Annotated in this window: 21 protein-coding genes and 4 pseudogenes; 14 read left to right on the top strand and 11 right to left on the bottom strand. The window is 71.4% G+C overall.

The annotated features are described in order from the left end of the window. Positions 1-32 precede the first annotated feature (32 nt). The 6 genes and pseudogenes from CCZ36_RS33605 to CCZ36_RS33580 all read left to right on the top strand — a co-directional run bounded on the left by CCZ36_RS33605 (position 33) and on the right by CCZ36_RS33580 (position 6293). Entirely contained in the window at positions 33-893 is an 861-nt protein-coding gene (locus CCZ36_RS33605; protein ID WP_128819267.1) for an ATP-binding cassette domain-containing protein, read from the top strand. Continuing rightward, complete coding sequence (locus CCZ36_RS33600; protein WP_164873577.1) at positions 890-2146, top strand: sugar ABC transporter permease; 1257 nt, start codon at positions 890-892, stop codon at positions 2144-2146. Before CCZ36_RS33605 ends, CCZ36_RS33600 begins: the two co-directional genes overlap by 4 nt. A 58-nt stretch (positions 2147-2204) precedes the next feature. After that, positions 2205-3391, top strand: a pseudogene (locus CCZ36_RS33595) (hypothetical protein). Positions 3392-3544: 153 nt separating this feature from the next. After that, positions 3545-4734, top strand: a pseudogene (locus CCZ36_RS33590) (NAD(P)/FAD-dependent oxidoreductase). Positions 4735-4744: 10 nt separating this feature from the next. Continuing rightward, positions 4745-5685, top strand: a pseudogene (locus CCZ36_RS33585) (sigma-70 family RNA polymerase sigma factor). A gap of 56 nt (positions 5686-5741) precedes the next feature. Continuing rightward, positions 5742-6293, top strand: coding sequence for a GNAT family N-acetyltransferase (locus CCZ36_RS33580; RefSeq protein WP_128819266.1), 552 nt, complete (start codon positions 5742-5744; stop codon positions 6291-6293). Between the two features lie 4 nt (positions 6294-6297). Here CCZ36_RS33580 and CCZ36_RS33575 read toward each other — a convergent pair. Continuing rightward, positions 6298-6923, bottom strand: a pseudogene (locus tag CCZ36_RS33575) (class I SAM-dependent methyltransferase). A gap of 289 nt (positions 6924-7212) precedes the next feature. Further along, positions 7213-8634 carry a lipase family protein gene (locus CCZ36_RS33570; protein ID WP_128819265.1) on the bottom strand — a complete coding sequence of 474 codons (1422 nt, stop codon included), beginning with the start codon at positions 8632-8634 and terminating at the stop codon, positions 7213-7215. 302 nt (positions 8635-8936) lie between these two features. On the opposite strand from CCZ36_RS33570, the gene CCZ36_RS33565 reads away from it, so the two are divergent. From CCZ36_RS33565 to CCZ36_RS33550, 3 genes are all read left to right on the top strand, one after another. Next, positions 8937-9551 carry a TetR/AcrR family transcriptional regulator gene (locus CCZ36_RS33565; RefSeq protein ID WP_128819857.1) on the top strand — a complete coding sequence of 205 codons (615 nt, stop codon included), beginning with the start codon at positions 8937-8939 and terminating at the stop codon, positions 9549-9551. Between the two features lie 732 nt (positions 9552-10283). Next, entirely contained in the window at positions 10284-10835 is a 552-nt protein-coding gene (locus CCZ36_RS33555) for a tellurite resistance TerB family protein (protein ID WP_206515787.1), read from the top strand. A 209-nt stretch (positions 10836-11044) separates the two neighbouring features. Further along, the gene (locus tag CCZ36_RS33550) at positions 11045-12391 is read left to right on the top strand and encodes a hypothetical protein (protein WP_128819264.1); all 1347 of its coding nucleotides are present in this window, start codon (positions 11045-11047) and stop codon (positions 12389-12391) included. A 103-nt stretch (positions 12392-12494) separates the two neighbouring features. Here CCZ36_RS33550 and CCZ36_RS33545 read toward each other — a convergent pair whose 3' ends face one another. The 3 genes from CCZ36_RS33545 to CCZ36_RS33535 all read right to left on the bottom strand — a co-directional run bounded on the left by CCZ36_RS33545 (position 12495) and on the right by CCZ36_RS33535 (position 14731). After that, complete coding sequence (locus CCZ36_RS33545) at positions 12495-12692, bottom strand: ferredoxin (RefSeq protein WP_069741612.1); 198 nt, start codon at positions 12690-12692, stop codon at positions 12495-12497. Between the two features lie 5 nt (positions 12693-12697). Beyond that, positions 12698-13948, bottom strand: coding sequence for a cytochrome P450 (locus CCZ36_RS33540; RefSeq protein ID WP_128819263.1), 1251 nt, complete (start codon positions 13946-13948; stop codon positions 12698-12700). A 291-nt stretch (positions 13949-14239) separates the two neighbouring features. After that, a complete protein-coding gene (locus tag CCZ36_RS33535; RefSeq protein WP_069735883.1) occupies positions 14240-14731 on the bottom strand; it encodes an FBP domain-containing protein in 492 nt (163 codons plus the stop codon). Between the two features lie 82 nt (positions 14732-14813). On the opposite strand from CCZ36_RS33535, the gene CCZ36_RS33530 reads away from it, so the two are divergent. Both CCZ36_RS33530 and CCZ36_RS33525 read left to right on the top strand, forming a co-directional pair. Next, on the top strand, positions 14814-15386 hold the full coding sequence (locus CCZ36_RS33530) for a TetR/AcrR family transcriptional regulator (protein WP_069735884.1): 573 nt from the start codon (positions 14814-14816) through the stop codon (positions 15384-15386). 43 nt (positions 15387-15429) lie between these two features. After that, a complete protein-coding gene (locus CCZ36_RS33525; RefSeq protein WP_069735885.1) occupies positions 15430-16614 on the top strand; it encodes a GDSL-type esterase/lipase family protein in 1185 nt (394 codons plus the stop codon). Between the two features lie 79 nt (positions 16615-16693). On the opposite strand, the gene CCZ36_RS33520 is transcribed toward CCZ36_RS33525, so the two are convergent. Continuing rightward, the gene (locus tag CCZ36_RS33520) at positions 16694-17278 is read right to left on the bottom strand and encodes a snapalysin family zinc-dependent metalloprotease (protein WP_128819262.1); all 585 of its coding nucleotides are present in this window, start codon (positions 17276-17278) and stop codon (positions 16694-16696) included. A 248-nt stretch (positions 17279-17526) separates the two neighbouring features. On the opposite strand from CCZ36_RS33520, the gene CCZ36_RS33515 reads away from it, so the two are divergent. After that, positions 17527-18429, top strand: coding sequence for an NAD-dependent protein deacetylase (locus tag CCZ36_RS33515; RefSeq protein ID WP_443069854.1), 903 nt, complete (start codon positions 17527-17529; stop codon positions 18427-18429). A 195-nt stretch (positions 18430-18624) separates the two neighbouring features. Beyond that, positions 18625-19455 carry an aldo/keto reductase gene (locus tag CCZ36_RS33510; RefSeq protein ID WP_128819260.1) on the top strand — a complete coding sequence of 277 codons (831 nt, stop codon included), beginning with the start codon at positions 18625-18627 and terminating at the stop codon, positions 19453-19455. Between the two features lie 63 nt (positions 19456-19518). Here the strand turns inward: CCZ36_RS33510 and CCZ36_RS33505 are convergent, their stop codons facing one another. The 5 genes from CCZ36_RS33505 to CCZ36_RS33485 form a co-directional block, all read right to left on the bottom strand. Further along, positions 19519-20541, bottom strand: a complete 1023-nt coding sequence (locus CCZ36_RS33505; RefSeq protein WP_128819259.1) for an ABC transporter substrate-binding protein — start codon at positions 20539-20541, stop codon at positions 19519-19521. 16 nt (positions 20542-20557) lie between these two features. Beyond that, complete coding sequence (locus CCZ36_RS33500; protein ID WP_069741618.1) at positions 20558-21340, bottom strand: ABC transporter ATP-binding protein; 783 nt, start codon at positions 21338-21340, stop codon at positions 20558-20560. Beyond that, positions 21340-22449: a FecCD family ABC transporter permease gene (locus CCZ36_RS33495; RefSeq protein WP_069735891.1), complete on the bottom strand. Its 1110-nt coding sequence runs from the start codon at positions 22447-22449 to the stop codon at positions 21340-21342. The genes CCZ36_RS33500 and CCZ36_RS33495 overlap by 1 nt, the downstream gene beginning before the upstream one ends. Before the next feature lie 275 nt (positions 22450-22724). Further along, a complete protein-coding gene (locus CCZ36_RS33490) occupies positions 22725-23687 on the bottom strand; it encodes an endonuclease/exonuclease/phosphatase family protein (RefSeq protein ID WP_443069853.1) in 963 nt (320 codons plus the stop codon). 113 nt (positions 23688-23800) lie between these two features. Next, the gene (locus CCZ36_RS33485; RefSeq protein WP_128819258.1) at positions 23801-24490 is read right to left on the bottom strand and encodes a M15 family metallopeptidase; all 690 of its coding nucleotides are present in this window, start codon (positions 24488-24490) and stop codon (positions 23801-23803) included. An 88-nt stretch (positions 24491-24578) separates the two neighbouring features. Between CCZ36_RS33485 and CCZ36_RS33480 the strand changes: the two genes are divergently transcribed. Further along, a complete protein-coding gene (locus tag CCZ36_RS33480; RefSeq protein ID WP_128819257.1) occupies positions 24579-25286 on the top strand; it encodes a response regulator transcription factor in 708 nt (235 codons plus the stop codon). Positions 25287-25298: the final 12 nt, after the last annotated feature.

Genomic DNA, 25298 nt, shown 5'->3' with positions numbered 1-25298 from the left:
CCCGTCCGCGCGCCTGCCTCGGAAGGCCGGTCATGACCGCTGAGCCCTCGCCCTCCCCTCACGAGCCGTCAGGAGGCCCGCTGCTCTCGCTCCGTGGGATCAGCAAATCCTTCGGCGCCGTCGCCGCACTCACCGCTGTCGATCTCGACGTCTCCGCGGGGCAGGTCGTCGCCCTGGTGGGCGACAACGGCGCGGGGAAATCCACCCTGGTGAAGGTTCTCTCCGGAGTGCACCAGCCGGACGCCGGAACCGTCGGTTTCGACCACGGGACCGTATCCATCCCCTCCCCCGCCACCGCGCAGCGGCTCGGCATCGCGACCGTGTTCCAGGACCTCGCCCTGTGCGAGAACCTGAACGTCGTCGAAAACCTCTTCCTCGGACGGGAGTTGCGCGGGCTGCGTCTGGACGAGGTGACCATGGAGGTCCGTTCCCGCGCTCTTCTCGGAGAGCTGTCGGCGAAGATCCCCTCGGTACGGGTCCCGGTCGCGGCCCTGTCCGGTGGCCAGCGGCAGACCGTGGCCATCGCGCGGACCCTGCTGGGCGACCCCAAGGTGATCATCCTCGACGAGCCGACGGCGGCGCTGGGGGTGGCGCAGACGGCGGAGGTGCTCAACCTGATCGAGCGGCTGAGGGAGCGCGGGCTGGGCGTCATCATGGTCAGCCACAACATGGCCGACGTACGGGCCGTCGCCGACACGGTGGCCGTCCTGCGGCTCGGCCGGAACAACGGCGTCTTCGACGCGGCCGAGGCGACGGCGGCGGATCTGGTGGCCGCCATCACCGGAGCCACCGACAACGTGGTCAGCCGCCGCGCCGGACGGGGCCGGGCCGTGGACGAGCGAGCGGCGGCGGACAGGGGAACGGAAGCGGCGCTCAAGGGGGACGCGTCATGACGGAGTCGGCCGCTGTCACGAGCCCGGAACCGGCCCACGCCGGGGCCGGCGAACCGACGACCTGGTCCGGTCGGGCGCGGAGTCGCCGACGTGTGGTGTCGGAACGGCTGCGCGGCGGAGACCTCGGCCTCCTGCCCGTCCTCGCCGGGCTCGTCGTGATCTGGGTCGTCATGCAGATCCTCAACCCCGTCTTCCTTTCGAGCGCGAACCTCACGAACCTCGCCCTCGAGAGCGTGCCGGTCGGCGTCATCGCCCTGGGGGTCGTCTGCGTCCTCCTCGTCGGCCAGATCGATCTGTCGGTCGGCTCGGTCAGCGGGCTCAGCGCCGCCGTCCTGGCGGTTCTCTTCGTGGACCGGGGGCTCCCGGCCTGGCTCGCTGTCACCGCGTCACTGGTCCTCGCGGCTCTGATCGGCTGGTTCTACGCCCAGGTCCACAACCGGATCGGGGTACCGAGCTTCGTCATCACGCTCGGCGGCCTCCTCGGGTTCCTCGGTGTCCAGCTGTGGATCCTCGGGCCCAAGGGATCGATCAACCTGCCCTTCGACTCGGGTCTCGTGTCCTTCGCCCAGCTTCAGTTCCTGCCGCCCTGGCTGGCGTACACGCTGGTCGTCGTGGGCGCGGCGGTCCTGTACGCGACCGGCGCCGCCCGCGCCGCGGAGCGCCGCCGGGCAGGCCTGGCCGCCGCGTCCCGGCGTCTGCTCTTCGGGCGGAGCCTGGCGCTGCTGGCCGGTCTCGGCGCGGCGGTCTGGTATCTCAACCGGGACCGGGGGGTGGGGTGGATGTTCGTGTTCTTCCTCGCTCTGGTGCTGGTGCTGCACTACGTCCTGGCCCGCACCTCGTTCGGCAAGTCGATGTACGCGGTCGGCGGCAACATGGAGGCGGCCCGGCGTGCGGGCGTCAATGTGAAGGCCGTCCTCACCTCCGCGTTCGTGCTGTGCACGACGCTCGCCTGTGTCGGCGGGATGCTCTCCGCGTCGCGGCTCGCCGCGGCCAATCAGAGCAGCGGCGGCGGTGACGTCAATCTCAACGCCATCGCCGCGGCCGTCATCGGCGGCACCAGTCTGTTCGGCGGCCGGGGCACCGCTTTCGCCGCTCTGCTCGGCGTGCTCGTCATCCAGTCCATCTCCAGCGGACTCACTCTGCTGAATCTCGACTCCGCCTACCGCTTCATGGTCACCGGCGGGGTATTGCTCCTGGCGGTGTCGCTGGACGCGGTCGCCCGGCGTTCGCGGGTCTCCCACGGCAGGGCCTGAGACACCGTTCGTATCCGGCAACGCCCGCCCACCCCAGGATCACGACCTCGGAGGAACCATGCGAAGCCGAGCACGCACGCACGTCGCCACCCTGCTCCTGTCCACGGTCCTCGCCTCGGCCGGCCTCGCGGTGGGCGGGGGCGCGGCCCACGCCCGTACGCCGTCCCCGCCCTCGTCGCTGTCCTCCGCAATCGGCCTGCCCGCTTCCGTGGACGGCGGCGCCTGGTCGTCCGGCCATCTCCAGGGCACGGCCATCGACCGCCGCCGGAACCACATGTACTTCTCCTTCACCGATCTGCTGGTCAAGACCGACCTGGCGGGCAGACCGATCGGGTCGGTCACGGGTCTCACCGGTCATCTGGGCGATCTGGACTTCAACAGCGCGGACGGCCGGGTGTACGGCTCCTTGGAGTACAAGGCGGCCCGGGCCTTCTATGTGGCGATCTTCGACGGGTCCCGGATCACCCGGATGAACATGGACGCCCGGACCACCGATGTGCTGTCCACCGTCCATCTCCGGGAGGTCGTGCGGGACTACACCGCCGACATGAACGGCGACGGGGTCTTCGACGGCGACACCGGAAACACCCCCGACCACCGCTACGGCTGCAGCGGGATCGACGGCGTCGCCTTCGGTCCCGATCTGAACGGCAGGGGTGGCGGACGGCTCACGGTCGCGTACGGGGTGTACTCCAACACCGCCCGCACCGACAACGATTACCAGGTGCTGCTCCAGTACGACGTGCGCGACTGGCGGACGTACGAGCGGCCGCTCAGCGAGGACGCGCTGCACACCAGCGGTCCCGCCTCCCCCGCCGGCAAGTTCTTCGCCTACACCGGCAACACCACCTACGGGGTCCAGAACCTGGAGTACGACGGGGACAGCGGCAACTGGCTGATGGCCGTGTACAAGGGCAAGAAGGCGGCCTTCCCCAACTACGCGCTCTATGTGCTGGACGGCTCGAAGCCCGCCCACCGGGGGAGGTGAAGGGGCAGCCGCGCCCCGAGTCCGGCCGCATCGTCTCCCTCCTCCCGCGCGGGCTGCACCACGAGCCGTCCGGTGTGTACGGCTACGAGTCGGCCGGTCAGTACGGTCTGGTCTCCCTGGACGACGGCCGCTACTACGTGGCCGAGGCGGGCACGGTCGATTCCGGGGGGACCACGCTGCGGACCGGCCGGGCGGTGCTGCACCGGTGGACGGGTGCGGCACCGAACCCGTTCGCGGTGCGGGGGCCCGCCGACTGAGCTGGTCCCGGCAGGTTCCGCGGCGCGGGTGACCGGGGCGGGCCCGCGCCGCCGCGTCCTGGTGACCCACGTCACATCCGCATCCTGTCAGCAATCGACACGCTGTCCCGTTCAAGGAGTACGCGAACGAGACAGGAGCCCGTCATGACGCTCATGAAGCACCGCATCGTCGTACTCGGCGCCGGGTACGCCGGGGCCTTCGCCGCCGGGAATCTGGCCCGCCGGCTCTCCCCCGCCGACACCGAGATCACCGTCGTCAACGCCGTACCCGACTTCGTCGAGCGGATGCGGCTCCACCAGGTGGCGGCCGGACAGGACATCGCGCGCCGCAAGCTCACCGACGTGTTCGCGGGCACCGGGGTGCGACTGCGCCTGGCCCGGGTGACCGGTCTCGACCCCGAGCGCAGGACGGTCGCCGTGACCGGCGAGGACGGGCCCGGGGAACTGTCCTACGACACTCTGCTCTACGCGCTCGGCAGCTCCGCCGCCCACCACGGGGTCCCCGGCGTGGCCGAGTACGCCTTCGACGTGACCGGTCTGGGCTCGGCGCTGCGTCTGCGTGAACGCCTGGACGACCTCGGCGAGGGCGGGTCCGTCCTGGTCGTCGGGGAGGGGCTGACCGGCATCGAGACCGCGACCGAGCTGGCCGAGTCGCGGCCCGGTCTCTCGGTCGCGCTCGCCGCCCGTGGTGAGCCGGGCGCCTGGCTCTCCCCCAGGGCCCGGCGTCATCTGCGGGAAGCGTTCGACCGGCTGGGCGTCACGGTGCACGAGCGCACCGCCGTCGCAGCCGTCGAACCGGACCGGGTGACGACCGCCGACGGTACGGTCCTTCCGGCCGAGGTGACCGTGTGGTCGGCCGGGTTCGCCGTGCACCCGATCCCGGCCGCCGCCGGCCTGGAAGTCGCCGCCACCGGGCAGATCGTCGTCGACCGGTCCATGCGTTCGGTCTCGCACCCGGACGTCTACGCGGCCGGCGACTGCGCCTACGCGATCGGGGAGAACGGTCGGCCCCTGCCGATGTCCTGCGCCTCGGCCGGGCTCACCAATATGCAGGCGACCGCCGCGATCATCGCGCGCCTGACGGGCGACGAAGTGCCGGCCACCGGGCTGAAGTACGTCGGCAACCACATCAGCCTCGGCCGCCGGGACGCCATCTTCCAGATGGTGGGCGAGGATGTCCGGTCGAAGCACTGGTACCTGGGCGGCCGGACGGCCGCGCGGCTCAAGTCGGGGATTCTGAAGGGGCCGAATGGGGCATCGCCCATCCGACGTTCGGCCTGCCGACGCGCAGGCGGCGGGCGGCTCCGGCGTCCGACCGGGCCGCTGTCCGGGCCGCCGCCTAGGGTGTTCCGCATGGACAGTGCGGCGGTGGACACGTTCGAGGCCGGCCGGGGCAGGCTGGCCTCGCTCGCGTACCGCCTGCTCGGGTCGGCGGCCGACGCCGAGGACGCCGTGCAGGACACCTTCCTGCGCTGGCAGGCCGCGGACCGCGAGCGGATCGAGGTGCCGGAGGCGTGGCTGACGAAGGTCCTCACCCATGTCTGCCTCGACCGGCTCCGTTCGGCGCACGCGCGTCACGAGCGGACGGCCGGCGCGTGGCTGCCCGAGCCGCTCCTCGACGGCGACCCGATGCTCGGCCCGCCGACACGTTCGAGCAGCGGGAGTCGGTCTCCCTGGCCGTGCTGACCCTCGTCGAGCGCCTCTCGCCCAACGAGCGGGCCGTCTACGTCCTGCGGGAGGCCTTCGCGTACAGCCATGCCGAGATCGCCGCCATCCTCGAGATCTCAAAGGCGGCGTGCCAGCAGCACGCCCATCGGGCCCGGATCCGGCTCGCGGACGAACGGCGTCGCAGCGGCGGTGCGCCCGACCCCACGGCGGCGCGCCGGGTGGTCGAAGAGTTCCTGGCCGCCGCCACGTCGGGGCGCACCGACCGGCTGGTGGCGCTGCTCACGGACGACGTGACGGCGGTCTCGGACGGCGCGGGACTGGCCAGGCGGCTGCTGCGGTACCGGTCGCCCGAGCGGGTCGCCTCCTTCGTGCGGGCCGGGTTCAAGCCCACCCCGGCGAAGCGTCGGCTGGCCGGTGGCCCTACGACGATGTATCTCGCGCGGGTCAACGGCTCCCCGGCCGTGATCGCCGTGGTCGGGGAGCGGGTCGTGGGGGCCGTGGCGTTCGACGTCACCGACGGCAGGGTTTCGGCCCTGTACGGCATTGCCGCCGCGCACCGGCTCACGCGCCTCGACGAGGCCTGGCGGCGGTACGACCCGGGGGTTCCGGTCCTCGACGCGTGGTGACCGGGGCCGTGCAGACCACCCTCATACACGCACAGGCGTGCGATAAATTCTCCGTCATGACGGAACCTGGATCGTTCGCCTGGCCACCTGCTCCGATCGCGACGGCACGGCTCGTGCTCCGTGAGTCCGAGGCCCGTGACCGTGCGGCGTTCGTCGAGTTGTTCGCGTCGGCGCACGTGCGCGTCTACCTCGGTGGTCCCCATCCGCGGGACGAGCTCGAACGCGCTGTGCCCGAGGTGCCTGGGCGGCGGGCCGGACTTTTCGTCGTGGAGCTCGATGGAGCGATGATCGGCACGGTCACCTTGGAACAGCGGGACCCCGGGCGTCCGGGCCGGCTCCGTCCGGAGGGCGGCCGCACCGAAATCGGCTACATGTTCCTGCCGGAGGCATGGGGTTCGGGGTACGCGGCCGAGGCGTGCGCCGCCGCGCTCGACTGGTTCGCCGCCGCGCGCCCCGGTGAGCCGGTGGGGCTCTGCACCCAGATCGCCAACGTCGCTTCGATGCGCCTCGCGTTGAAGCTCGGTTTCACCGAGGTGACGCGGTTCGAGGAGTTCGGCGCGGAGCAGTGGTTCGGCGAGTGGAGCCCGGCCGCACCCCGTCCCCGGTGAGCAGTCAGGTGGCCGGGCGGGTGTGCACGCTGACGGCATAGCCGCCGCCGTCGCTGTAGGGGTCGCCGCTCCAGGTCGCGTAGCGCTGACGCAGGGACAGTCCGGCCCGGGTGCACCACTCGTCGAACTCGGCGAGGGTCACCGACGCGTCCTCCAGCGGCAGATGGGCGGCGTCCAGTCCCATGCCCGTGACCAGGAGGCCGCCCGGGCGCAGTGCGCCGGCCAGTTGCGCGACGACGGCCGCTCCGGTGCCGGGAGCCAGCAGAGGAATGACGTTGCCGGCGGCGAGCACCAGGTCGAAGTCCGTATCCAGGCCGAGGGCGTCCAGCCGGGCCAGGTCACCGAGGAGCCAGTCCTGTGCGGGCGCCTCACGGCGTGCGACGGCCAGCATCGAGGAGTCGACGTCCACGCCGGTGCAGTGGTGGCCCAGTTCGGCGAGCCGGATCGCGATGCGGCCGGTGCCGCAGCCGGCGTCGAGCACACGGGCCCCGGGCTTCAGCAGCGCGGTGCAGAAAGTGGCTTCGCCGTGGACGTCATGGCCCGATGCGGCAAGGCGGGCAAATCGCCGCGCGTACTCCTCCCCGCCTGTCCACCGGTCAGTTCCGCCCAACGGTCGCTCTGCCCTGTCATGTTTCCGCATGCCTTCCGGTTCGCCCTCCCCCAGCGGGAGCATAACCGAGCCGCTCACGCGGAGTCCCCAGCGTGCGTGCGTGCAGGAACCGTACGTCGCGGTCCACGGCCACCCCCAGTTCCATGGCCGGGCCGCTCCAGGCGACAGCGGTGGTGCGGGTGGCCCCGGTCCGGGGCCACCCGCGGTCATCCTTCGCCGGCCGGCTTCCGCTCGGCCGGGGCTCGCCGTGGCCGAGGCCGACCGGTGCACGGCGGGACACCCCCGGAGCGGGCGGAAGGCCCTGGGGGTTCAGGGCTGGATCGGCATGGACCAGCAGTTGGACGTGGCCGGTTTGCCCGCGAGGCGGTCGGTCAGCCAGCCGATCGCCTCGCCCTGGTCGGTGAGGAGGGGCACGAGGTGGTTGGTGAGGATCTTGTCACCGAGATTGGGCAGGACGACGGCGTCGTAGGTGACGTCGCCGCCTTTGCGGCACCAGTCGACCGCCAGCCGGCGGGCCTGGGCGTGGGGGACGATGTCGTCGTTGACGCCGGTGGCCAGGCGTACGGGACCGGACGGCTTGAGCGTTCCGATGCGCTGCTTGTCCAGGGCGGCCCGGGCCCGGGGCTCGGCGGCGATGATCTCTCCGATGGTCTTGCCGCTGGTGGTCCATTTGCTGCTCGTGGTGAATCCGTAGCCGAAGATCGCGTCACCGACGCACATGGTGGAGGCGTCCGCCAGGGCGGCCTTCCCGGTGGTGCTGATGTTCGCCTCGACGACCGCGCGCAGGTCGGGGTCGGACTGGGCGAACCCGTTGATCGACCAGGCCAGCGCGCCGGCGAGCGCACTGCCGTCGATGCCCTTCATGACCGAGGTCAGGTCGGCGGGCGGCGCGCCGGCGTAGGTCCCGGCGAGCGGTACGTCGGGGGCGTAGGAGGGCTGGAGTTCGGCGGCCGCCGCGCTGGCGCCGCCACCCTGGCTGTAGCCGTACAGGCCGGTCCGGGAGGCCGTGGTGACCGAGGCGCCGGGCACGGAGCGGGCGGCACGGGCCGCGTCCAGCAGGGCGTGTCCCTGGTCGAGGCGGTTGACGTAGGTGTGCAGGCGGTCCGTGGTACCCAGGCCCACGTAGTCGGTGACGACGACGGCCGCCCCGGTGGCCAGGATGCGGTAGATGGCCAGCGCCTCGTAGCCCACGGAGACGGTGTCGCCGTTGAGGGTGAGCGGGTGCTGCAGGGCGAAGGACGGCGCGCACTGGTCGCCCTGGCCCATGGTGCCCGAGGCGACGGCGACCAGGGGGCGCGGGCCGGATCCCTTCCACGCTGCCGAGGGCTCGATGTAGGCGCCGGTCACGGCGACGGGCTGCCCGGCGGCGTCGGTGGACCTGTACATGAGGCGGGTCGCGGTCCCCGGCATCGGGCGGCCGTCGAGGCCGGGAATGTCCAGCCCCAGGGGCAGGGCCTCGGTGCGGATCAACGCACCGTTGGTTGCGGGCAGTTCGGCCGGGGGCGTGTAGAACGTCGGGATGGTGACGCCCCGGGAGACCACGGGAGGGGTCCCGGCTGCGGATGCCGGGACGGCCGACAGACCCGCACAGGCGGTTCCGGCGGCCAGGACGCAGGCCAGGACGCGCAGGCGGGACGAGGGGCGGCGGTCGGCCTCTTCCGGCCGGGCGGCGCCCCGGTCCGGGCCCAAAACAGGGGTGGCGGAACGGGGACGGGTTCTCGTGCGGCTCACGGTGTGCTCCTCGCTTCTTGTGCGGAGGGTTGAGGGTTGTGGTGGCGGCCGAGCCGTTGAGAATGAAGTGAGGGGAACGACCCCGCACGCCAAGTCCCCCTCGGAACCAGCTTGTTACTTACCAGTCAGTTTCGGCAGCGTAGATCTGGGTGTCACTCAGCGACAAGACGTCTGCATGCGCCATTTCCTTCACCGCTCGCTATGCTGCCGGGACGGAACGGGGCCGGGGACGGGAACGGAAGGCGGGGGCGCAGGTGAGTGAACTCCCGCCCGCGGGACGCCGGTTCGAGGCGGGCGGCCTCATGGCGGAGGCCGTCGGCAGGCAGTCGCTAGCTCAGCGGCGCCGGGCCGCTCTCCGCCTGGAGATCGCCGGCGAGGCGGTCCGCCTCTTCACCTCGCAGGGTGTCACCGGCACCACGGGCGAGGAGATCGCCCGGGCCGTGGGCATCTCGTCCCGCACTCTGTGGCGGCACTTCCCCACAAAGGAGGCCTGCGTCCTGCCCGTGCTGTCGGCGGGGCTCCAGTTCGCCGTGGAGCAACTGGCCTGGTGGCCGCCCGGGATGACGCTGGTGGACTTCGTGACGCGGACCGGCCGGAGCGGCACCCTGCCCCCCGCTGCCCCGGCCATCCTCGACCTGATCCGTATGACGTCCACCGAGCCCGCGCTCCGGGCCGTCTGGCTGCAGGCCCACGACGACGCCTTGCCGGTGCTCGCGGAACTCCTCGCCCGAAGGTCCGGTGGCAGCGCAGACGACCTGCGCACGAAGGTGCACGCGGCAACCGTCAACGGCGCGCTGCGCGCGGCGGCGGAGGAGTTCGCGCACCGCTACGCGGACGATCCCGAGGCGTCGGGCGAGGAGATCAGGGCGTGCGTCCTCGCCGCACTGCGGGCCGCGGCGGAGGGCCTGCCGTACTGACCCCGTGGGCGTTGGGCGAAATGGGCTTCCGATTCCCTTCGATCCGGGCTGTTAGGGTGCAGCCCTGCGGGGGCAATTCGCCGCAAAGCTTTGACAGTTCGTTCTACGGGCCGAATCGACCGGGACAAGGAGCGTTGGAATGCGCTGCAGGGAGATGCCGGCCCTCTACGCCGGTATCGCCGTGCTCCTGATGATTTCCGCGTTCGCCCTGGGTTCCCCTCCCCCACCCTGGGGGCGGTCGACGCGGCAGCACATTCTCCGGCCCACGCCGTGTCCGTGTTCGACACGACCGGGCCGAGTGTTCCGTTGGACGGCGTGGACGGTGACGTCACGCTCCAGCAGCGCCACAAGGCGGGAAGCACGACGGCCTCGCCCTCCGTTCAGGCAGGCGTTCCTTCCTCGGTACCGGATCTGCACGACTGCGCGGCGGGCGTCTCCCGGCACCATGCTTCGTCCACGGGTTCGCGAAGCCCTGCCCAGGCCCGGGTCCTTCGCTGCTGAGCGAGGTCGCCCGGTCACCCGGTGACCCTCCGGAATGCGAACGCCGATCCTCCGCTCACCGACAGGGGCCGGCGCGTCCCGATCTGCGCGCACCGCGCCTGCGCATTCCCTATTCAGTCTGGTCTCCGGGGCGAGCGGCAGACCCACCGCATATGACCGTTTTGCAGGCATGAACGTCAAGGGGCCGCGTGCGATGCGCGGCCCATCGATCCGATCGACGAGGTGGCAGACATGGCAATGTGGGATCGCATCAAGGACCAGGCCAAGGGGTTGCAGCAGCAGGCCCAGGGCGCGAGGGGGCCCGCCGGTCAGCGGCAGCCGGGGGCAGGGGGCTCTGGGGGCTCGAAGGAGAAGCTGGTCGGACTGCTCAAGTCGCAGCTCGGCTCCCTGAAGACGGAGCTCAAGAGTGGGGCCTACCGGGATGCCAGCATGGCGATGTGCGCGCTGGTCGCGGCCGCCGACGGGTCCGTCGACCCCGCCGAGCGGCACCATGTGGAGAACCTGATCCTGCAGAACGACGTACTGCAGAACTTCCCTCCCGAGCAGCTTCGGCAGCGGTTCAACAAACATGTCGACCAGCTGATGTTCAACTTCCAGCAGGGCAGGGCCGAAGCCATGCAGGAGATCGCCAAGGCGGCGAAGAAGCCGGTGGAGGCCAAGGCGGTCGTCCAGACCGGTTTCGTGATCGCCGGCGCGGAAGGGTACATCGCCCCGGCGGAGGCGCAGGTTCTGCGGGAGGCGTGCGTGGCGCTCGGCGTCTCCCCGCAGGAGTTCGGCCTCTGAGCCGTCCAGTGCCCTGTCGCCTCGGCTCTCGTTGCCGGGCGGCGGGCCGGCCTGACGGGTCGTCGGAGTGACCAGGTCTCTTCTCCGACGGCCCGTCCGGGGTTCGAGCGGGGCCCAGCACAACCCTGGGCGTTCCTTGATCGTCAAACGAACTGCCGGGGCATCCCACGCCCCGGCAGGAGTGCTTTGTGCCCAGTCACTGGAGAACCATGAGACCCGTCTCCGTCCACCCGTTCGTACGCTTCGGCGCCGGCGCCGTCGCGACCGCTGGAATCCTGCTCGCCTCTCTGTCCGTACCGGCGTCCGCCGCCGAGTCCGACCAGCTGTGGATCGCCGCGCCGTCCGAGAAGAACCTGCAGATAGGTGCCGAGACCGGTACCCCGGTCCAGGTCGGCCTGTACCACGACAACTCCAACTTCACCGTCACGGACGGCCGTCTGACCGTCGACGCCTCCGGGCTCGCGGGTGTGGCCGAGGTGACCTGGCCCGAGAACTGCGCGCCCACGGGGACGACCGCCGTGTGCTCCGTCGCCCAGGTGCCCGTGCTCGGCTCGGACTACAGCCCGCAGGTGCTGCTGGAGGTCCGCGCCGCCGACAGCTCCGAGGCGGGAGCGCAGGGCCGGATCACGTACGCGGCGACCGCGACCGGTGGCCCGGAGGGGACGCTGGAGGCGCCGCTGGACTCCTTCGAGACCACGCTCACCGTGGCCTCCGGCCCCGACCTCGTCCTGGAGGGGCTCGACCCGGTGAAGGGCGCCGCCCCCGGGACGGTGCTCACGGCGCCGCTCAGGGTGACCAACGAGGGGAAGGAGCCCGCACGAGGCTTCACCCTCGGGATGATGGCGTCGTACGGCCTCGGCTTCGACTCGCGGTACGACGCGTGCACGTACACGCAGACGGGCGGCGACTACGCGCCCATGTCCCGTGCCGAGTGCGCCTTCGACCGGGTGCTCCAGTCCGGTGAAAGCTTCACCCTGCCGGAGCCGCTGCGGATCGCCCTGGCGGACCACGCGTTGCGGGAGCGTCTCGACGTCGGCGTGCAGCCCGCCGACGGGGTCGCGGACATCAACGACGAGAACAACTACAGGATTCTCGCGGTGGACGCGGTGAACACGGCCGACTTCGCGGTACGCGGTTCCCGGGTCAGCGGCGCCGTGGGCGAGACCGTGAAGGCCTCGCTCACCTTCCGCAACAAGGGGCCGGGCTGGATCGGCAACCTCGGTTCGGGTGACTCGGTCGCCCTGGTCGACTTCACGGTCCCCGAGGGTGTCACCGTCACCCGCGCACCCGCCGCGTGCGACCCCCGCACGCTGGATGACGGCAATGACCGGTCCGGGCGTCTGGGCGCTCCGCGTTACGTGTGCGAGATGCCGTACTGGGTGCTGGAGGACACCGTGCGCACCTTCCGCTTCGATCTCCGTGTCGACACGGTCGTGCCCGACGCGAAGGGGCAGGTGGCCCTGCGTCCGGTGATCAGGGGTACCGGCTTCCCGCACGACCCGAAGCCCCGCAACAACACGGGATGGGTGACGGTCAACCCGACCCCCGCCGCGTAGCGGCCGGGACCCGGCGGGGCAGGTGCCTCTCTCCCCCGCCGGGTCCGGCCCGGTCCGGACCCCGCGTCCCGGACCATCCCCCGCCGTCGTCAGTCGTCGGGGTTCAGTCGTCGGCGAGGGACACCGCCCCGACCGGGCAGGCTCGTGCGGCTTCCCGTACCAGTGGGTGACTCCCCGTCACCGCCGGGCGGTCGGGGAGCATCTCGCTGAACCCGTCGTCGTCCTGTGTGAACACGTCCGGCGCGGTCAACGCACACATACCGGCGCCCACGCAGCGTTCCCTGTCGACCCGGATGCCCATACCCCTCACCAGGCCACGGGCAGTTCGAGCAGACCCTGGATGGTGTCGCCCGGTTTATGCCGGATCTCGTCTGCGGGTACGGCCAGCCTGAGGGCCGGCAACCGCTCGAAGAGGGTGCGCAGGGCGATGTCGAGCTCGGTCCGGGCCAGGTTCTGGCCCAAGCACTGGTGGACGCCGAAGCCGAAGGCGAGATGGTGGCGGGCGGACCGGTCCCAGTCCAGCGTCTCGGGATGATCGAACACGTCGGCGTCGCGGTTGATGAGCGAGGTCGAGAAGAAGACGCCCTCGCCCTTGCGGATCGTCGTCCCGTCCACCTCGATGTCCTCGGCCGCCAACCGTTGCAGGCCTTCGGCGATGGAGAGGAAACGCAGGAGTTCCTCGACCACCGCGGCCGTCGTCGTCTCCCCGGACCGCAGCGCCGCCAGTTGACCGGGATGCCGCAGCAGCGTGAACGTGCCGAGCGAGATCATGTTCGCCGTCGTCTCGTGTCCCGCGACGAGCAGGATCAGGGCGAAGGAGACGAGATCCTCGCGGCCGACCGGCCCGTCCGGATGGTCCCGGTGGATCAGTTCGTCCAGCAGCCCATCGCCCGGTTCCGCGCGCTTGCGGTCGATCAACGCGCCCAGATACTCCTCCAGTTCGATCCGCGCGCCCTCCACGTCGCTCGCAGCCGGGCCGCGCAGAAGGCGGCGCGAGCAGCCCTCGAAGAACGCGTGGTCGGCGTAGGGCACGCCGAGGAGCGCGCAGATCACGATCGACGGCACCGGCAGTGCGAAGTCGGCGACCAGTTCGGAGGGCGGCCCCTGCCGCTCCATCGCGTCCAGCAGCCCGTCCACCGTCTCCTGGATCTGTGGGCGCAGCGCGGCGATCCGCTTCACCGAGAAGCTCGGGATGAGCTTCCTGCGCTGGGCGTTGTGCTCGGGGTCGTCGACGCCGAGGAGCGCCACGCGCCGCTGGCGCGTCTGCGTGAACCGCTCGGCCGGAATGGGGAAGCCGGGGTGGGTGCGGTCGGTGGAGAGCCGGGGGTCCGCGAGGAGGCGACGAGCGAGCGCGTGCCCGGTGACGGCCCAGACCGGGCGTCCGTCGAAGAGCGTGACCCGGCTCAACGGGCCCTGTGCACGCAGTGATTCGTAGCCGGTGGGCGGGTGGTAGGGGCACTCACGGTCCTGCGGGAACGGTGGTGCGGGGGTCGGTTCGGTGGAAGTGCCGGTGAAGGCACGGTCCTGGCGGGCCGGTTCCGTCATGGGTTCCGTCATGGAGCGGTCGCCTCGCAGTGCTCGGTGGTAGGTGCGGAGCGGGTCGCTCCGCACCTACCACCAATTGGATGCCCCAGGCACCTATCTGGTCGACACGTGGACCGGCCACATCGCGGAGCATCGGATCTGGCCGGTCTTCTTCGCACATGATCGAACGCTTACGCATCCCCTCAGGCCGGGAGGGAGTGACGGGCGGGATTCGGACAGATCCCAGGTATACGCGGGGCCCGAATCCGCTCACCCGGCTGTCCGGAATCGCACAGTCCGCGCGGCTGCGGGACGCTCAGCGCGTCACGCGGTGACCTTGGCGATGAATGCCGCGAGATTCACGACGGTTCGTTCGATCTGCTGCTCCAGGGTGAGGGACTCACGGAGCCGTCCGCCCGTGCCCGCGTCCTTCTTCCCGCGCACGTAGAGCGAGCAGGCGAGGTCGCTGCACATGTAGGCGCCGACCGAGTTGCCCTGCTGGCCCGCCTTTCCGGATCTGGGGGCCACCAGCAGGGAGACTCCCCCGGTGTGGACGGTCATGCACAACGAGCACATGCTGCGGCGGGTCTGCCAGGAGCCGGCGTCGGTCGAGCGCAACTGGATGGCCGTGTGGCCGTCGCCGGACTCCATCACCAGGTAGGCCCGGTCGGGGGCCTGGGGGTCGCGCCACCCCAGGAAGTCCAGGTCGTCCCAGGGCCGGTCGGCCAGGTCACGGGGGACGGACAGGCGCTTGGCCTCGCCCTTGGTGCAGTTCACGAAGGCACTGCGAATCTCTCGCTCGGTCAGGGGTTTCATGCGTTCCACGCTAAGTTGCCTAAGAGTGTTAGGCAAACGTATATTTCTTTAGGCGAGAGTCAGGAAACGTTCGGAGGACGGCATGGTACGAGCGGGGCTGACCGTGGAGCGCGTGGTGCGGGCGGGCGCCGAGCTGGCGGACGAGATCGGCTTCGAGCAGGTGACCCCCTCCGAGCTCGCCCGGAAGCTGGACATCAGGACCGCGAGCCTGTACTCGCACGTCAAGAACGCCCATGATCTCAAGACCAGGATCGCCCTGCTGGTCCTGGAGGAACTCGCCGACCAGGCGTCGGCGGCCATCGCGGGGCGGGCGGGCCGGGACGCGCTCGTCGCCTTCGCCAACGCCTACCGGCATTACGCGTTCCAGCACCCGGGCCGCTTCGCCGCGGCCCGGTTCCGCCTCGACGCGGACGCGGCGGCAGCGAGCGCGGGCGTGCGCCACTCCCGGATGACACGGGCGATCCTGCGCGGCTACGACCTGACCGAACTGCAGGAGACACACGCGGTACGTCTGCTGGGCAGCGTCTTCAACGGCTACGTGGAGCTGGAGATGTCGGGCAGTTTCGGCCACAGCGCCCCCTCCTCCGAGGAGAGCTGGACGGGGATCCTCGACGCACTCGACTCCCTGCTGCGCAACTGGCCCGCTTCCTCCTGACCCGGGCGCCCCTCCCCTCCCGACGAACGAAGAGACCGAGGACATGACCACCCGGCACGGCTGGACGACGACCCCCATCAGCGCCGACATCCTGCGGGGCGCGCTCGACCTCGAGCAGACCGACCGTGGGGTACTGCCGCACCGGCTGCCCGCCCGGGCTCGGGCGCAGATCTCCGACGCCCAGCTGGCCATGGCCGAATCGCAGCCCGCCGGCGTCCGGCTGGCGTTCCGCACCCGGGCCACCGCCGTCGAACTGGACGTGGTGGCCACCAAGCGCGTCTACGTCGGAGCGCCGCCGCGCCCCGACGGGGTGTACGAACTCCTCGTGGACGGCCGCCTCATGGGCCGGACCTGCGCTTCCGGCGGCGACACGCTCACCGTCGACATGTCCACGGGGACGGCTCAGACCCGGCCGGGCCCCGTGGAGACGCTCCGGTTCAACGGCCTGCCGGACGGCGAGAAGGACGTCGAGATCTGGCTGCCCCACGACGAGACGACGCTCCTCGTCGCCCTGCGCACCGACGCGCCGCTCGGGAGCCCCCGGCCGAACGGCCGACCGGTCTGGCTGCACCACGGCAGTTCCATCAGCCACGGCTCCAACGCCGCCACCCCGACCGGCACCTGGCCCGCCCTGGCCGCGGCCTCGGGCGGCGCCGAACTGATCAACATGGGGTTCGGCGGCGGCGCCCTGCTCGATCCCTTCACCGCCCGGGCCATGCGCGACACCCCCGCCGACCTGCTCAGCGTCAAGATCGGCATCAACATCGTCAACGCCGACCTGATGCGGCTGCGCGCCTTCGGTCCGGCCGTCCACGGCTTCCTCGACACCCTTCGCGACGGGCACCCCAGCGCACCGCTGCTGGTGATCTCGCCCATCCACTGCCCCATCCACGAGAACACCCCGGGGCCGCTCGCCCCGGACTTCACCGCGATGAGCGAGGGGCGGGTGGGGTTCATGGCCACCGGCGATCCGGCGGAGGTCGCCGCGGGGAAGCTCACGTTGACCGTGATCCGGGACCAGCTGGCCCGGATCGTCGAGGAGCGTGCGGCCACCGATCCCCATCTGCACCACCTCGACGGGCTGGATCTCTACGGCGCGGACGACCACGCCGAGCTCCCGTTGCCCGACGGTCTGCACCCGGATCCCGCCGCCCACCGGCGTATCGCCGAACGTTTCGCTCGGCACGCCTTCGGCTGCGGCGGGCCCTTCGCCCCGAGGGACCGGTGATTCCCCGGTCCTCGCCCGCCGCTCGGCGGCGAGCCGGTTCGGTGCGAGCCCGGCTCCCCGCCCTTCGCCGTACGGCCGATTACGGGGCGTCCACCAGGACGCGGCCGTCGGCCGGGACGCGGGAGGCGAGACCGCCCGCGTAGGCGGACTCCACGCGGGCGCGCTCGGCCGCGTTCGGAACCGCGTTCGCGCAGCTCGTACCGGCGCTGGAGCCCGACATCAGCTGGGAGCAAGGGCCGGGCTTGGTGTCCGGCAGGCCCAGGCTGTGGCCGAGTTCATGGGCGGCGATACGGGTTTTGTCGTGGCCCTGGGCGACCGCCAGGCTGCCCAGCTCCACCCGGGCCTGGCCTCCGGGGCGGACCGGGCCGAGCGTGGCCTGCGGCCAGCCGCTGGTGGCCACGATCTGTATCTCGGCCCGCGTGCCGGGGGCGGCCTCGACGAGCTTGACGTTGCCGACGTGTCCGTTCCAGGAGGCGACTCCTGCCGCGATCGCAGCCTCCCAGCCGCCGGCCCGGCTGTCGTCATAGCGGAGCGTCACCACGGCCGCCGTGCTCTCCGCTGCCGGGTCGGGCGCGGGAGCGGCGTGCGCCGCCGTGGCCGAGACCGAGGCCAGGGTGAGCGCCACGGCGACACCGGCCGCCTTGAACCATCGGGAATCCAGCATTGTTCGTCCCTTCACTCATGGGGGGCCCGGCTCCGCGTGGAGCCGGGCGAGTGGGAGAACGGCCGGTTCGCGGGGAACCGAACGGCCTCGATGGCCGGCTGCCGTTCCTCCCGGGCCGCAGGAGCTATGCCGCGATCGCGTCTTGGTCATGCCCCTGTCATGAAATGAGGCCGGAATTCGACCCCCACCCCGTGGTGGCGCGAGACCGACGGCTCCGGGGTCCGTTCCGTACCCTGGAGGGCATGCGCATGCGACCCACCCTGAGCTGGACCTCCGCCGAGGAGCCTCCGCCGGGTACGACGGATCTGGAGCCGGTCGCCGAGGCGCTGCGCGGTGGCGGTGTCCTGGTCCTGAGCGGGGCGGGCATCTCCACGGAGTCGGGCATCCCCGACTACCGGGGCGAGGGCGGGAGCCTGAGCCGCCACACTCCCATGACCTACCAGGACTTCACGGCCGATGCCGGGGCCCGGCGTCGCTACTGGGCGCGCAGCCACCTCGGCTGGCGTACGTTCGGCCGCGCCCGGCCCAACGCCGGACACCGGGCCGTGGCCGCGTTCGGGCGACAGGGCCTGCTCGCGGGGGTGATCACCCAGAACGTCGACGGCCTGCACCAGGCCGCGGGCAGCCAGGACGTCGTGGACCTGCACGGACGTCTGGACCGGGTCGTCTGCCTCTCCTGCGGCTCCTTCAGCCCGCGCCGCGAGCTGGCGCACCGGCTGGAGGCGGCCAACGAGGGTTTCGCGCCGGTGGCCTCCTCGATGAACCCGGACGGCGACGCGGATCTCACGGACGAGCAGGTCGGGGACTTCCGGGTGGTGCCCTGCGCCGTGTGCGGGGGCGTCCTCAAGCCGGACGTGGTGTTCTTCGGCGAGGCCGTGCCCCCGCGGCGGGTCGAGCACTGCCGCACCCTGGTCCGCGGAGCGCGCACCCTGCTGGTCCTGGGGTCCTCGCTGACCGTGATGTCGGGGCTGCGCTTCGTCCGCCAGGCCGCGGGGGCCGGTACGCCGGTGCTGATCGTCAACCGGGATGCGACCCGGGGCGACCGACACGCCGTGACCCGGATCGCGCTTCCGCTGGGATCGGCCCTCACCGCCGCGGCGGCCCGGCTCGGAGTTCCCGTCCACGCCGACGCGACGGCAGGACCCGCGTAGGGAGCGACGCGCGCCCCCTCTCGCTCCCCCTCTCCCCGTCACTCTGCGAACGCGACTTATTACCGATATAGATGCCTATGAGCAGTTTTCTGCTTGGGCAGTCGGGTACCCCTGTGGGAGGCGGCTGACCGCCTCATCCCAAGCGTCCATCCCTCTCACCGCCCTCCGAGGCCGTCGACAGAGCAAGGAGCAACCGTGCCCTCAGTACCGCCCATCACCCTCAACAACGGTGTGGCGATCCCGCAGCTCGGCTTCGGGACCTTCCAGATCCCGCCGGACGAGACCTGCGAGACCACGGTCGCCGCTCTGGAGACCGGCTACCGGCACATCGACACGGCGCAGATGTACGGCAACGAGAAGGAGGTCGGCCAAGCGGTCCGGGAATCCGGGCTCGACCGCGCCGACGTCTTCGTCACGAGCAAGCTGAACAACGGCGCGCACGCACCCGACGAGGCGCGCCGGGCGTTCGACCGTTCCCTGGAGGAGCTGGGCTTCGACTACCTGGACCTCTTCCTCATCCACTGGCCCCTGCCGGGTGGTCCGGGCGACTTCGTGGAGACGTGGAAGGCGCTGGAGGAGATCTACCGGTCCGGGCGCGCCAAGGCGATCGGGGTCTCCAACTTCCAGGAGAACCATCTGCGCAGGCTGCTGGACAGCAGCACGGTGGTGCCCGCCGTCAACCAGATCGAGGTGCACCCGTACCTCACGCAGGAGCCCCTGCGGGCCTTCGGGGCGGAGCACGGCATCGCCACGGAGGCGTGGTCGCCCATCGCCCAGGGCAAGGTGCTCTCCGACCCGACGATCACGCGGATCGCCGAGCGGGTGGGCAGGACGCCGGCGCAGGTGGTGCTGCGCTGGCATGTGCAGCGCGGGGACATCGTGTTCCCCAAGTCCGTGACGCTGAAGCGCATCCAGGACAACTTCGCGCTGTTCGACTTCGAGCTCACCGAGGGGGACATCGGTGAGATCTCCGCCCTCAACCGTGACGAGCGCACCGGGCCCGACCCGGACACGTTCAACGGCTGACCCGGCCCGGCGGCACGGCGTGCGTACGCGGTGATCCCTGCCGCGTACGCACGCCATGCTCCTTCACCGTGCGAAGTGCCTCAGGTCCTCGGCGAGCGAGCTGACGGCCGCCGGATTGCGCGGGCTCTCGACGAGGTCCACGTAGTCGAGCACGACGATGCGGTCGTTCTTGATCGCCGATACGCCGGCGAGGGGCTTGTAGGACTTCAGGAACTTCCGCTTCTCGTCCGCGCCGGTGTCGCCGTAGTTGTTGATGACGATGACCTCGGGGTCGCGGTCGACCACCGTCTCCCAGCCGACCGTGGTCCAGCTGTCCTTGAGGTCCTTCATGATGTGATCGCCGCCGGCCTTCGTGATGATGTCGTGCGGTCCGGCGTACGCGCCCGAGGTCAGGGGCTTGTCCTTGCCGTCGTCGTAGAGGAAGACGCGGAGGCGGTCGTCGCCCGTCGCGGCACGGGAGCGCGCGTCGGCGACCTCCTTCCGGAACGAGGTGACGAGGGACTTCGCCCGCTCCTCGACGTCGAAGATCTTCCCGAGGTTCAGCAGGTCGGTGTAGAGCGCTTCGAGCGGGGGCATGACGCCGCGGGCTTTGCCCTGGCCGTTCCGGCACGACTCGCTGAGCAGGTAGGAGTCGACGCCCACGCGCTTCAGCTCGGCGGGGGTGAAGCCCTCGCCCTCGTTGAATCCGTAGTTCCAGCCGGCGAAGACCAGGTCGGCCCGGGCGTCGAGGACCAGCTCCTTGTTGATGCGCTCCTTGGAGAGCCACTTGGTCTTCTTGTAGCCGTCCTTCCAGGGGACGGACGTCATGTCGCCCTTGTCGTCGGGCATCACGTATCCGGCCATGTGGTCCTCGAGCCCGAGGGCGAACATGATCTCGGTGATGCCGACGTCGTTGGTCACGACGCGCTGCGGGGCCTTGTCGTAGCGCTTCTCCTCACCGCAGTTCTCCACGGTCACCGGGTAGTGGCGGTCGGGCTGTGCGGTGCCGTCCTTCCCGTCGACTGCCGGTGTGACGTCCGCTCCGCATCCGGTGAGGGCCAGGGCGGCGGCGAGGACGAGGGCCGCGGGGCGCAGGGGGTGGGGCATGGGAGGCGAATCTCCTTCAGGAGGTGGGACGGGCCGGGGGAAGGTCGAAGAGCAGTTGCAGGGCACCGGTCTCGGGGTGTGTGACGCGGTGCGCCCGTACGCCGAAGACGTCGGCCAGCAGCCCGGTGGTCAGGACGTCGTGCGGGGGGCCGGAGGCGACGATCCGGCCGCTGTCGATGACGTGGACGACATCGCAGTGCAGGGCGGCGAGGTTCAGGTCGTGCAGGGCGGTCAGCACGGTCAGGCCGCTGCCGCGGACCAGGGCGAGGACCTCCAGTTGATGGGCGATGTCCAGGTGGTTGGTGGGCTCGTCGAGTACCAGGACCCGGGGCTGTTGGGCGAGCGCACGGGCGATCAGGACGCGCTGCCGCTCGCCGCCGGAGAGGGTGAGGAAGCCACGTTCGGCCAGGTGCCTCGCCCCGACACCGTCCAGCGCATCGTCGCAGCGGCGGCGGTCCTCGTCGGTCGTGCGGGCCATCGGTCCCTGGTGCGGCAGACGGCCCATGGCGACGATCTCGGCGACGGTGAAGTCGAATTCGGCGACCGCGTCCTGCGGAAGTGCGGCCAGTCGGCGGGCGCCTTCCCGGGTGGAGAGGGTGTGGAGGTCCTCGCCGCCGATCCTGACGGCGCCGGCGGACGGCCGCAGGGCGCGGTAGACGCAGCGCAACAGGGTCGACTTCCCGCTGCCGTTGGGGCCGACCAGGCCGACGAGCTGCCCCTCGGCCGCGCCCAGGGTGACGTGGTCGACCAGGCGGGCGCCGGCGATCTCGACGGTGAGCGCGTCGATGTCGATCCTCATCAGATGCCCCCGAAGGAGTAGGCGCGCCGGCGCATGAGGAGGATGAAGCAGGGAACGCCGATGACCGCGGTGAGGACGCCGACCGGCAGTTCGGCCGGGGCGAGCACCACGCGCGAGAGAATGTCCACCCAGATCAGCAGGACGGCTCCGGCGAGGGGTGCGACGGCCAGGAGCCGCCGGTGGTCCGCGCCGACCAGCATCCGGGTGGCGTGCGGGACCATCAGGCCGACGAAGCCGATCGCCCCGCTGACCGCGACGACCGCCCCGGTGACGGCCGCGGAGACGAGGAAGAGTTCCCGGCGCAGTCGACCGGGGTCGACGCCGAGCGCGGCGGCGGTCTCGTCGCCCATGGCGAGGGCGTTCAGGCGCCGCGCCGACCAGCCGAGGTGCGCGAGGCCGGCGAGCACCGCCCCGGCGGCGATCGGCACCGCGGCCCAATTGGCCCCGCTCAGGCTGCCGAGCAGCCACATCATCGCGGAGCGGGCCGCTTCCCCGCGCTCGGCCGCGAACACCATGAACGTGGTGACGGCCGAGAAGCCGTAATACATCGCGGTCCCCGTCAGCACGAGCCGGAGCGGGGTGAGACCGCGTTCGGTGCGGGCGACCGCGTACACGAGCAGCATGGCCAGGAGCGCGGAGCCGAACGCCGCGGCGGACAGCGCCCAGATGCCCAGAGCGCCCAGGGCCCCGAAGATGAGGACGGCGTTGGCGCCGACCGCGGCGCCCGAGGAGATGCCGAGCACGAACGGGTCGGCGAGCGCGTTGCGGACCATGGCCTGGACGGCGACGCCTATGGCGGACAGACCGGCACCGACGACAGCTGCCAGAACCGCTCGTGGCAGGCGCAGTTCCCAGACGATGGTGTAGGCCGGGACCTCGTCGGCGCCGATGGGCCCGCCGGTGAGCCCTGCCCACAGGTAGCGCGTCACCTCGGCCCAGGAGAGCCCTGACGCCCCGAGCGCCGCCCCGCAGACGAGCGAAAGGGGAAGGGCGAGACCCAGGCCGGTCAGGAGGAGCGGCAGGGGGACACGGCGGGGCGGCGCCGGTCCGGTGCCGACGCGCGCGGGGCGCGGCGGCTTGGCGGGTATGCGGTCGAGAGACGTGGCCACGGGCCGGTCGCTTTCGCCTCGGGCCGTGCGTCGCACAAGAAGGAGCGGCCCCGGACGGCGGCCGTCCCGCGCAGCGTCCCTTTTCGCAGTCCACGGCGAATGGTCAGGAGCCTTCCGTGCCGCGGGTGATCGGGCTCACGGACCGGGGGTCCGTCTACCGTTGCGGGTCAGCGCCGGACTTTGACCGGACTTCCCCCGTGACGAGTCCGCAGCCTAGCGCGTACGTCCGTTCCGGTCTCGGGGAGGGCCGGGGCAGCCCTCGGCGTTCACCGGTTTCACCAGCTGACGCGGGCCGCCACGGGCAGGTGGTCGCTGCCGGTGGCGGGCAGTACCCAGGCGCTCTCCGGCTCCACGCCGCGCACCAGGATCTGGTCGATCCGCACCACGGGGAAGGTGGCCGGCCAACTGAAGCCGAAGCCGGACCCAGCCGCTTCCTGGGCCGACTCCATCCGCGAGGTGAGCCCCGCGTACACGCGGTCGTCCATGGTCCCGTTCAGATCGCCGAGCAGCACCACCCGCTCGTTCTCCTCTGCCGCGACGGCCTGCCCCAGCGACTGCGCGCCGGCGTCCCGCTGCCCCGACGAGAGCCCGGCCCTGGGGTTCACGCGTACGGACCCGAGGTGTGCCACGTACACCGCGAGCGGCCCGTGGTCCGTGGCCACCGTGGTCCGCATCCCCCGGTTGTAGACCATCTTGACCTCGGCGGGCTTGGCGTCCCCCAGCGGTCCTGCGTCCAGCTTCACGTCGACCGGTCGGGTGTCCGACAACGGGAACCTGCTCCACAGCCCGACCGTGCCCAGCACCATGTGGTGCGGGTACGCCTTCGCCAGTTCCTTCTCGTACGTCCCCCGGGCCCGGGCGGCCAGTTCCTCCAGTGCCAGCACGTCCGCGCCGGAGCCGGCCAGGGCCCGGGCGGTACCGACCGGGTCGGGGTTGTCCGCGCCGACGTTGTGGGAGACCACCGTGAGGTCGCCGCCCGGGTGGGACTTGTCGATGAGCAGTCCGCCGAAGAGGTTCAGCCAGGCCGCGACCGGCAGGAGCAGCGCGATCACCGCGGTGGCGGAGCGGCGCAGCAGCGCGCCGGCCAGCAGCAGCGGGACGAGCAGGCCGCACCACGGCAGGAAGGTCTCGACCAGACTGCCGAGGTTCCCGGTCCGGTTCGGGATGCTCGCGTGCAGCAGCAGGAGCAGGCCCAGCAGCAGCGCCGCCGTCGCGAGCACGCGGCCCCGGCGCCAGATGCCGGACGGGCCGGAGGGTTCGGTTGCTTCCGGTGTGGCACCCGTGTCGGCCACGTCTGCCGCGAATCCCGCGTCCACCCGCGTCGCCGTCGTCTGTCCTCGTTCACTGCCGGTCACTGTCGCATCCTCGGGTCCTGTGCGGGGTCGGCGTACATGCGTGGGCAGCCTCGGTCAGCCGCGTCCATGCGGAGCTCGAAGTGCCAGGGCTCGTTCCGGTAGACCCGGCACAGCCCGTACGCGGAGCCGTGTTCGGAGAGCCAGTCCGTCGCCCTGTCGGGTCCGATGTCGACCGCGTCCCCCGACACATGGGGAGAGGTCGTCGCGGAGGCCACCCAGCGGGCGGCCTCGGCCTCGGAGCCGTACTGCGCGACCGCCTTGCGGAGCAGTTCCTCCTGGTACGCGCGAGAACGCCAGCCGCTGTTGACGGTGAACGTGACTCCGTCGTCCGCGGCGTCCCGTGCGGCCCGGCGGAGAGCGTCGAGCAGTTCCGCGTCGAGGTTGGCCACCGCCGGAACCTCGTGGTCGAGGACCGTCGCACCGTCGGGTACGACACCGTCGGCCTCGGCGAGCGCGCCCCGGCCCCCGCGGTGCGGGGCGTGAGAGGGCGGCCGGCCGGATGGGGACGGGGCGGGCAGAAGGGTCGAGGAGTCCTGGTCCGGGGTGGCCGCCGAGCCCGGGGAGGGCTTGAGCAGCGGGTGGCCGAGGGCCACGACGATCCCCGCCAGGACGGCCACCAGGCCGACGACGAGGGGTCTGCGGAAGCGGAAGGTCGACGTACGCGCCGACGGCGGGGGTCGAGTCATGCTGCCCAGTCAAGGCAGCGCGGGGTTGCCGGCGCGTATGCGCTTTTCGATACGCCGACGACATGCGGCGACTCCTACCATCGGGGACATGCGTGTGCTGATCGTCGAGGACGAGCCCTATCTGGCAGAAGCCATCCGCGACGGTCTGCGTCTCGAAGCGATCGCCGCCGACATCGCGGGCGACGGCGACACCGCGCTGGAGCTGCTGAGCGTCAACACCTATGACATCGCCGTCCTCGACCGTGATGTCCCCGGGCCTTCGGGGGACGAGATCGCCCGGCACATCGTCGCCTCCGGCAGCGGCACCCCGATCCTCATGCTCACCGCGGCCGACCGGCTCGACGACAAGGCCTCCGGGTTCGAACTCGGCGCCGACGACTACCTCACGAAACCCTTCGAGCTCCGGGAACTCGCCCTCCGGCTCCGGGCACTCGACCGCCGACGGGCCCACAGCAGGCCTCCCGTGCGGGAGATCGCGGGGCTGCGGCTCGACCCGTTCCGCCGGGAGGTGTACCGGGAGGGCCGGTACGTCGCGCTGACCCGGAAGCAGTTCGCCGTGCTCGAAGTCCTGATCGGCGCCGACGGCGGCGTCGTCAGCGCCGAGGAACTCCTCGAACGCGCCTGGGACGAGAACGCCGATCCGTTCACCAACGCCGTGCGCATCACCGTATCGGCTCTGCGCAAACGCCTCGGAGAACCCGGGATCATCGCGACCGTGCCCGGAATCGGCTATCGCATCGAACCGGCTGCCGACGCCGGACGGGGAGACGGCGAGAGCGGAGAGAGCCGTGGCTAGAGGCGAGCCGAA

The sequence above is a fragment of the Streptomyces sp. S063 genome (assembly GCF_002832675.1).
In the GTDB taxonomy this organism is placed as follows: Bacteria; Actinomycetota; Actinomycetes; order Streptomycetales; family Streptomycetaceae; genus Streptomyces; species Streptomyces sindenensis.
This window is presented reverse-complemented; position numbering and strand designations above follow the sequence as displayed.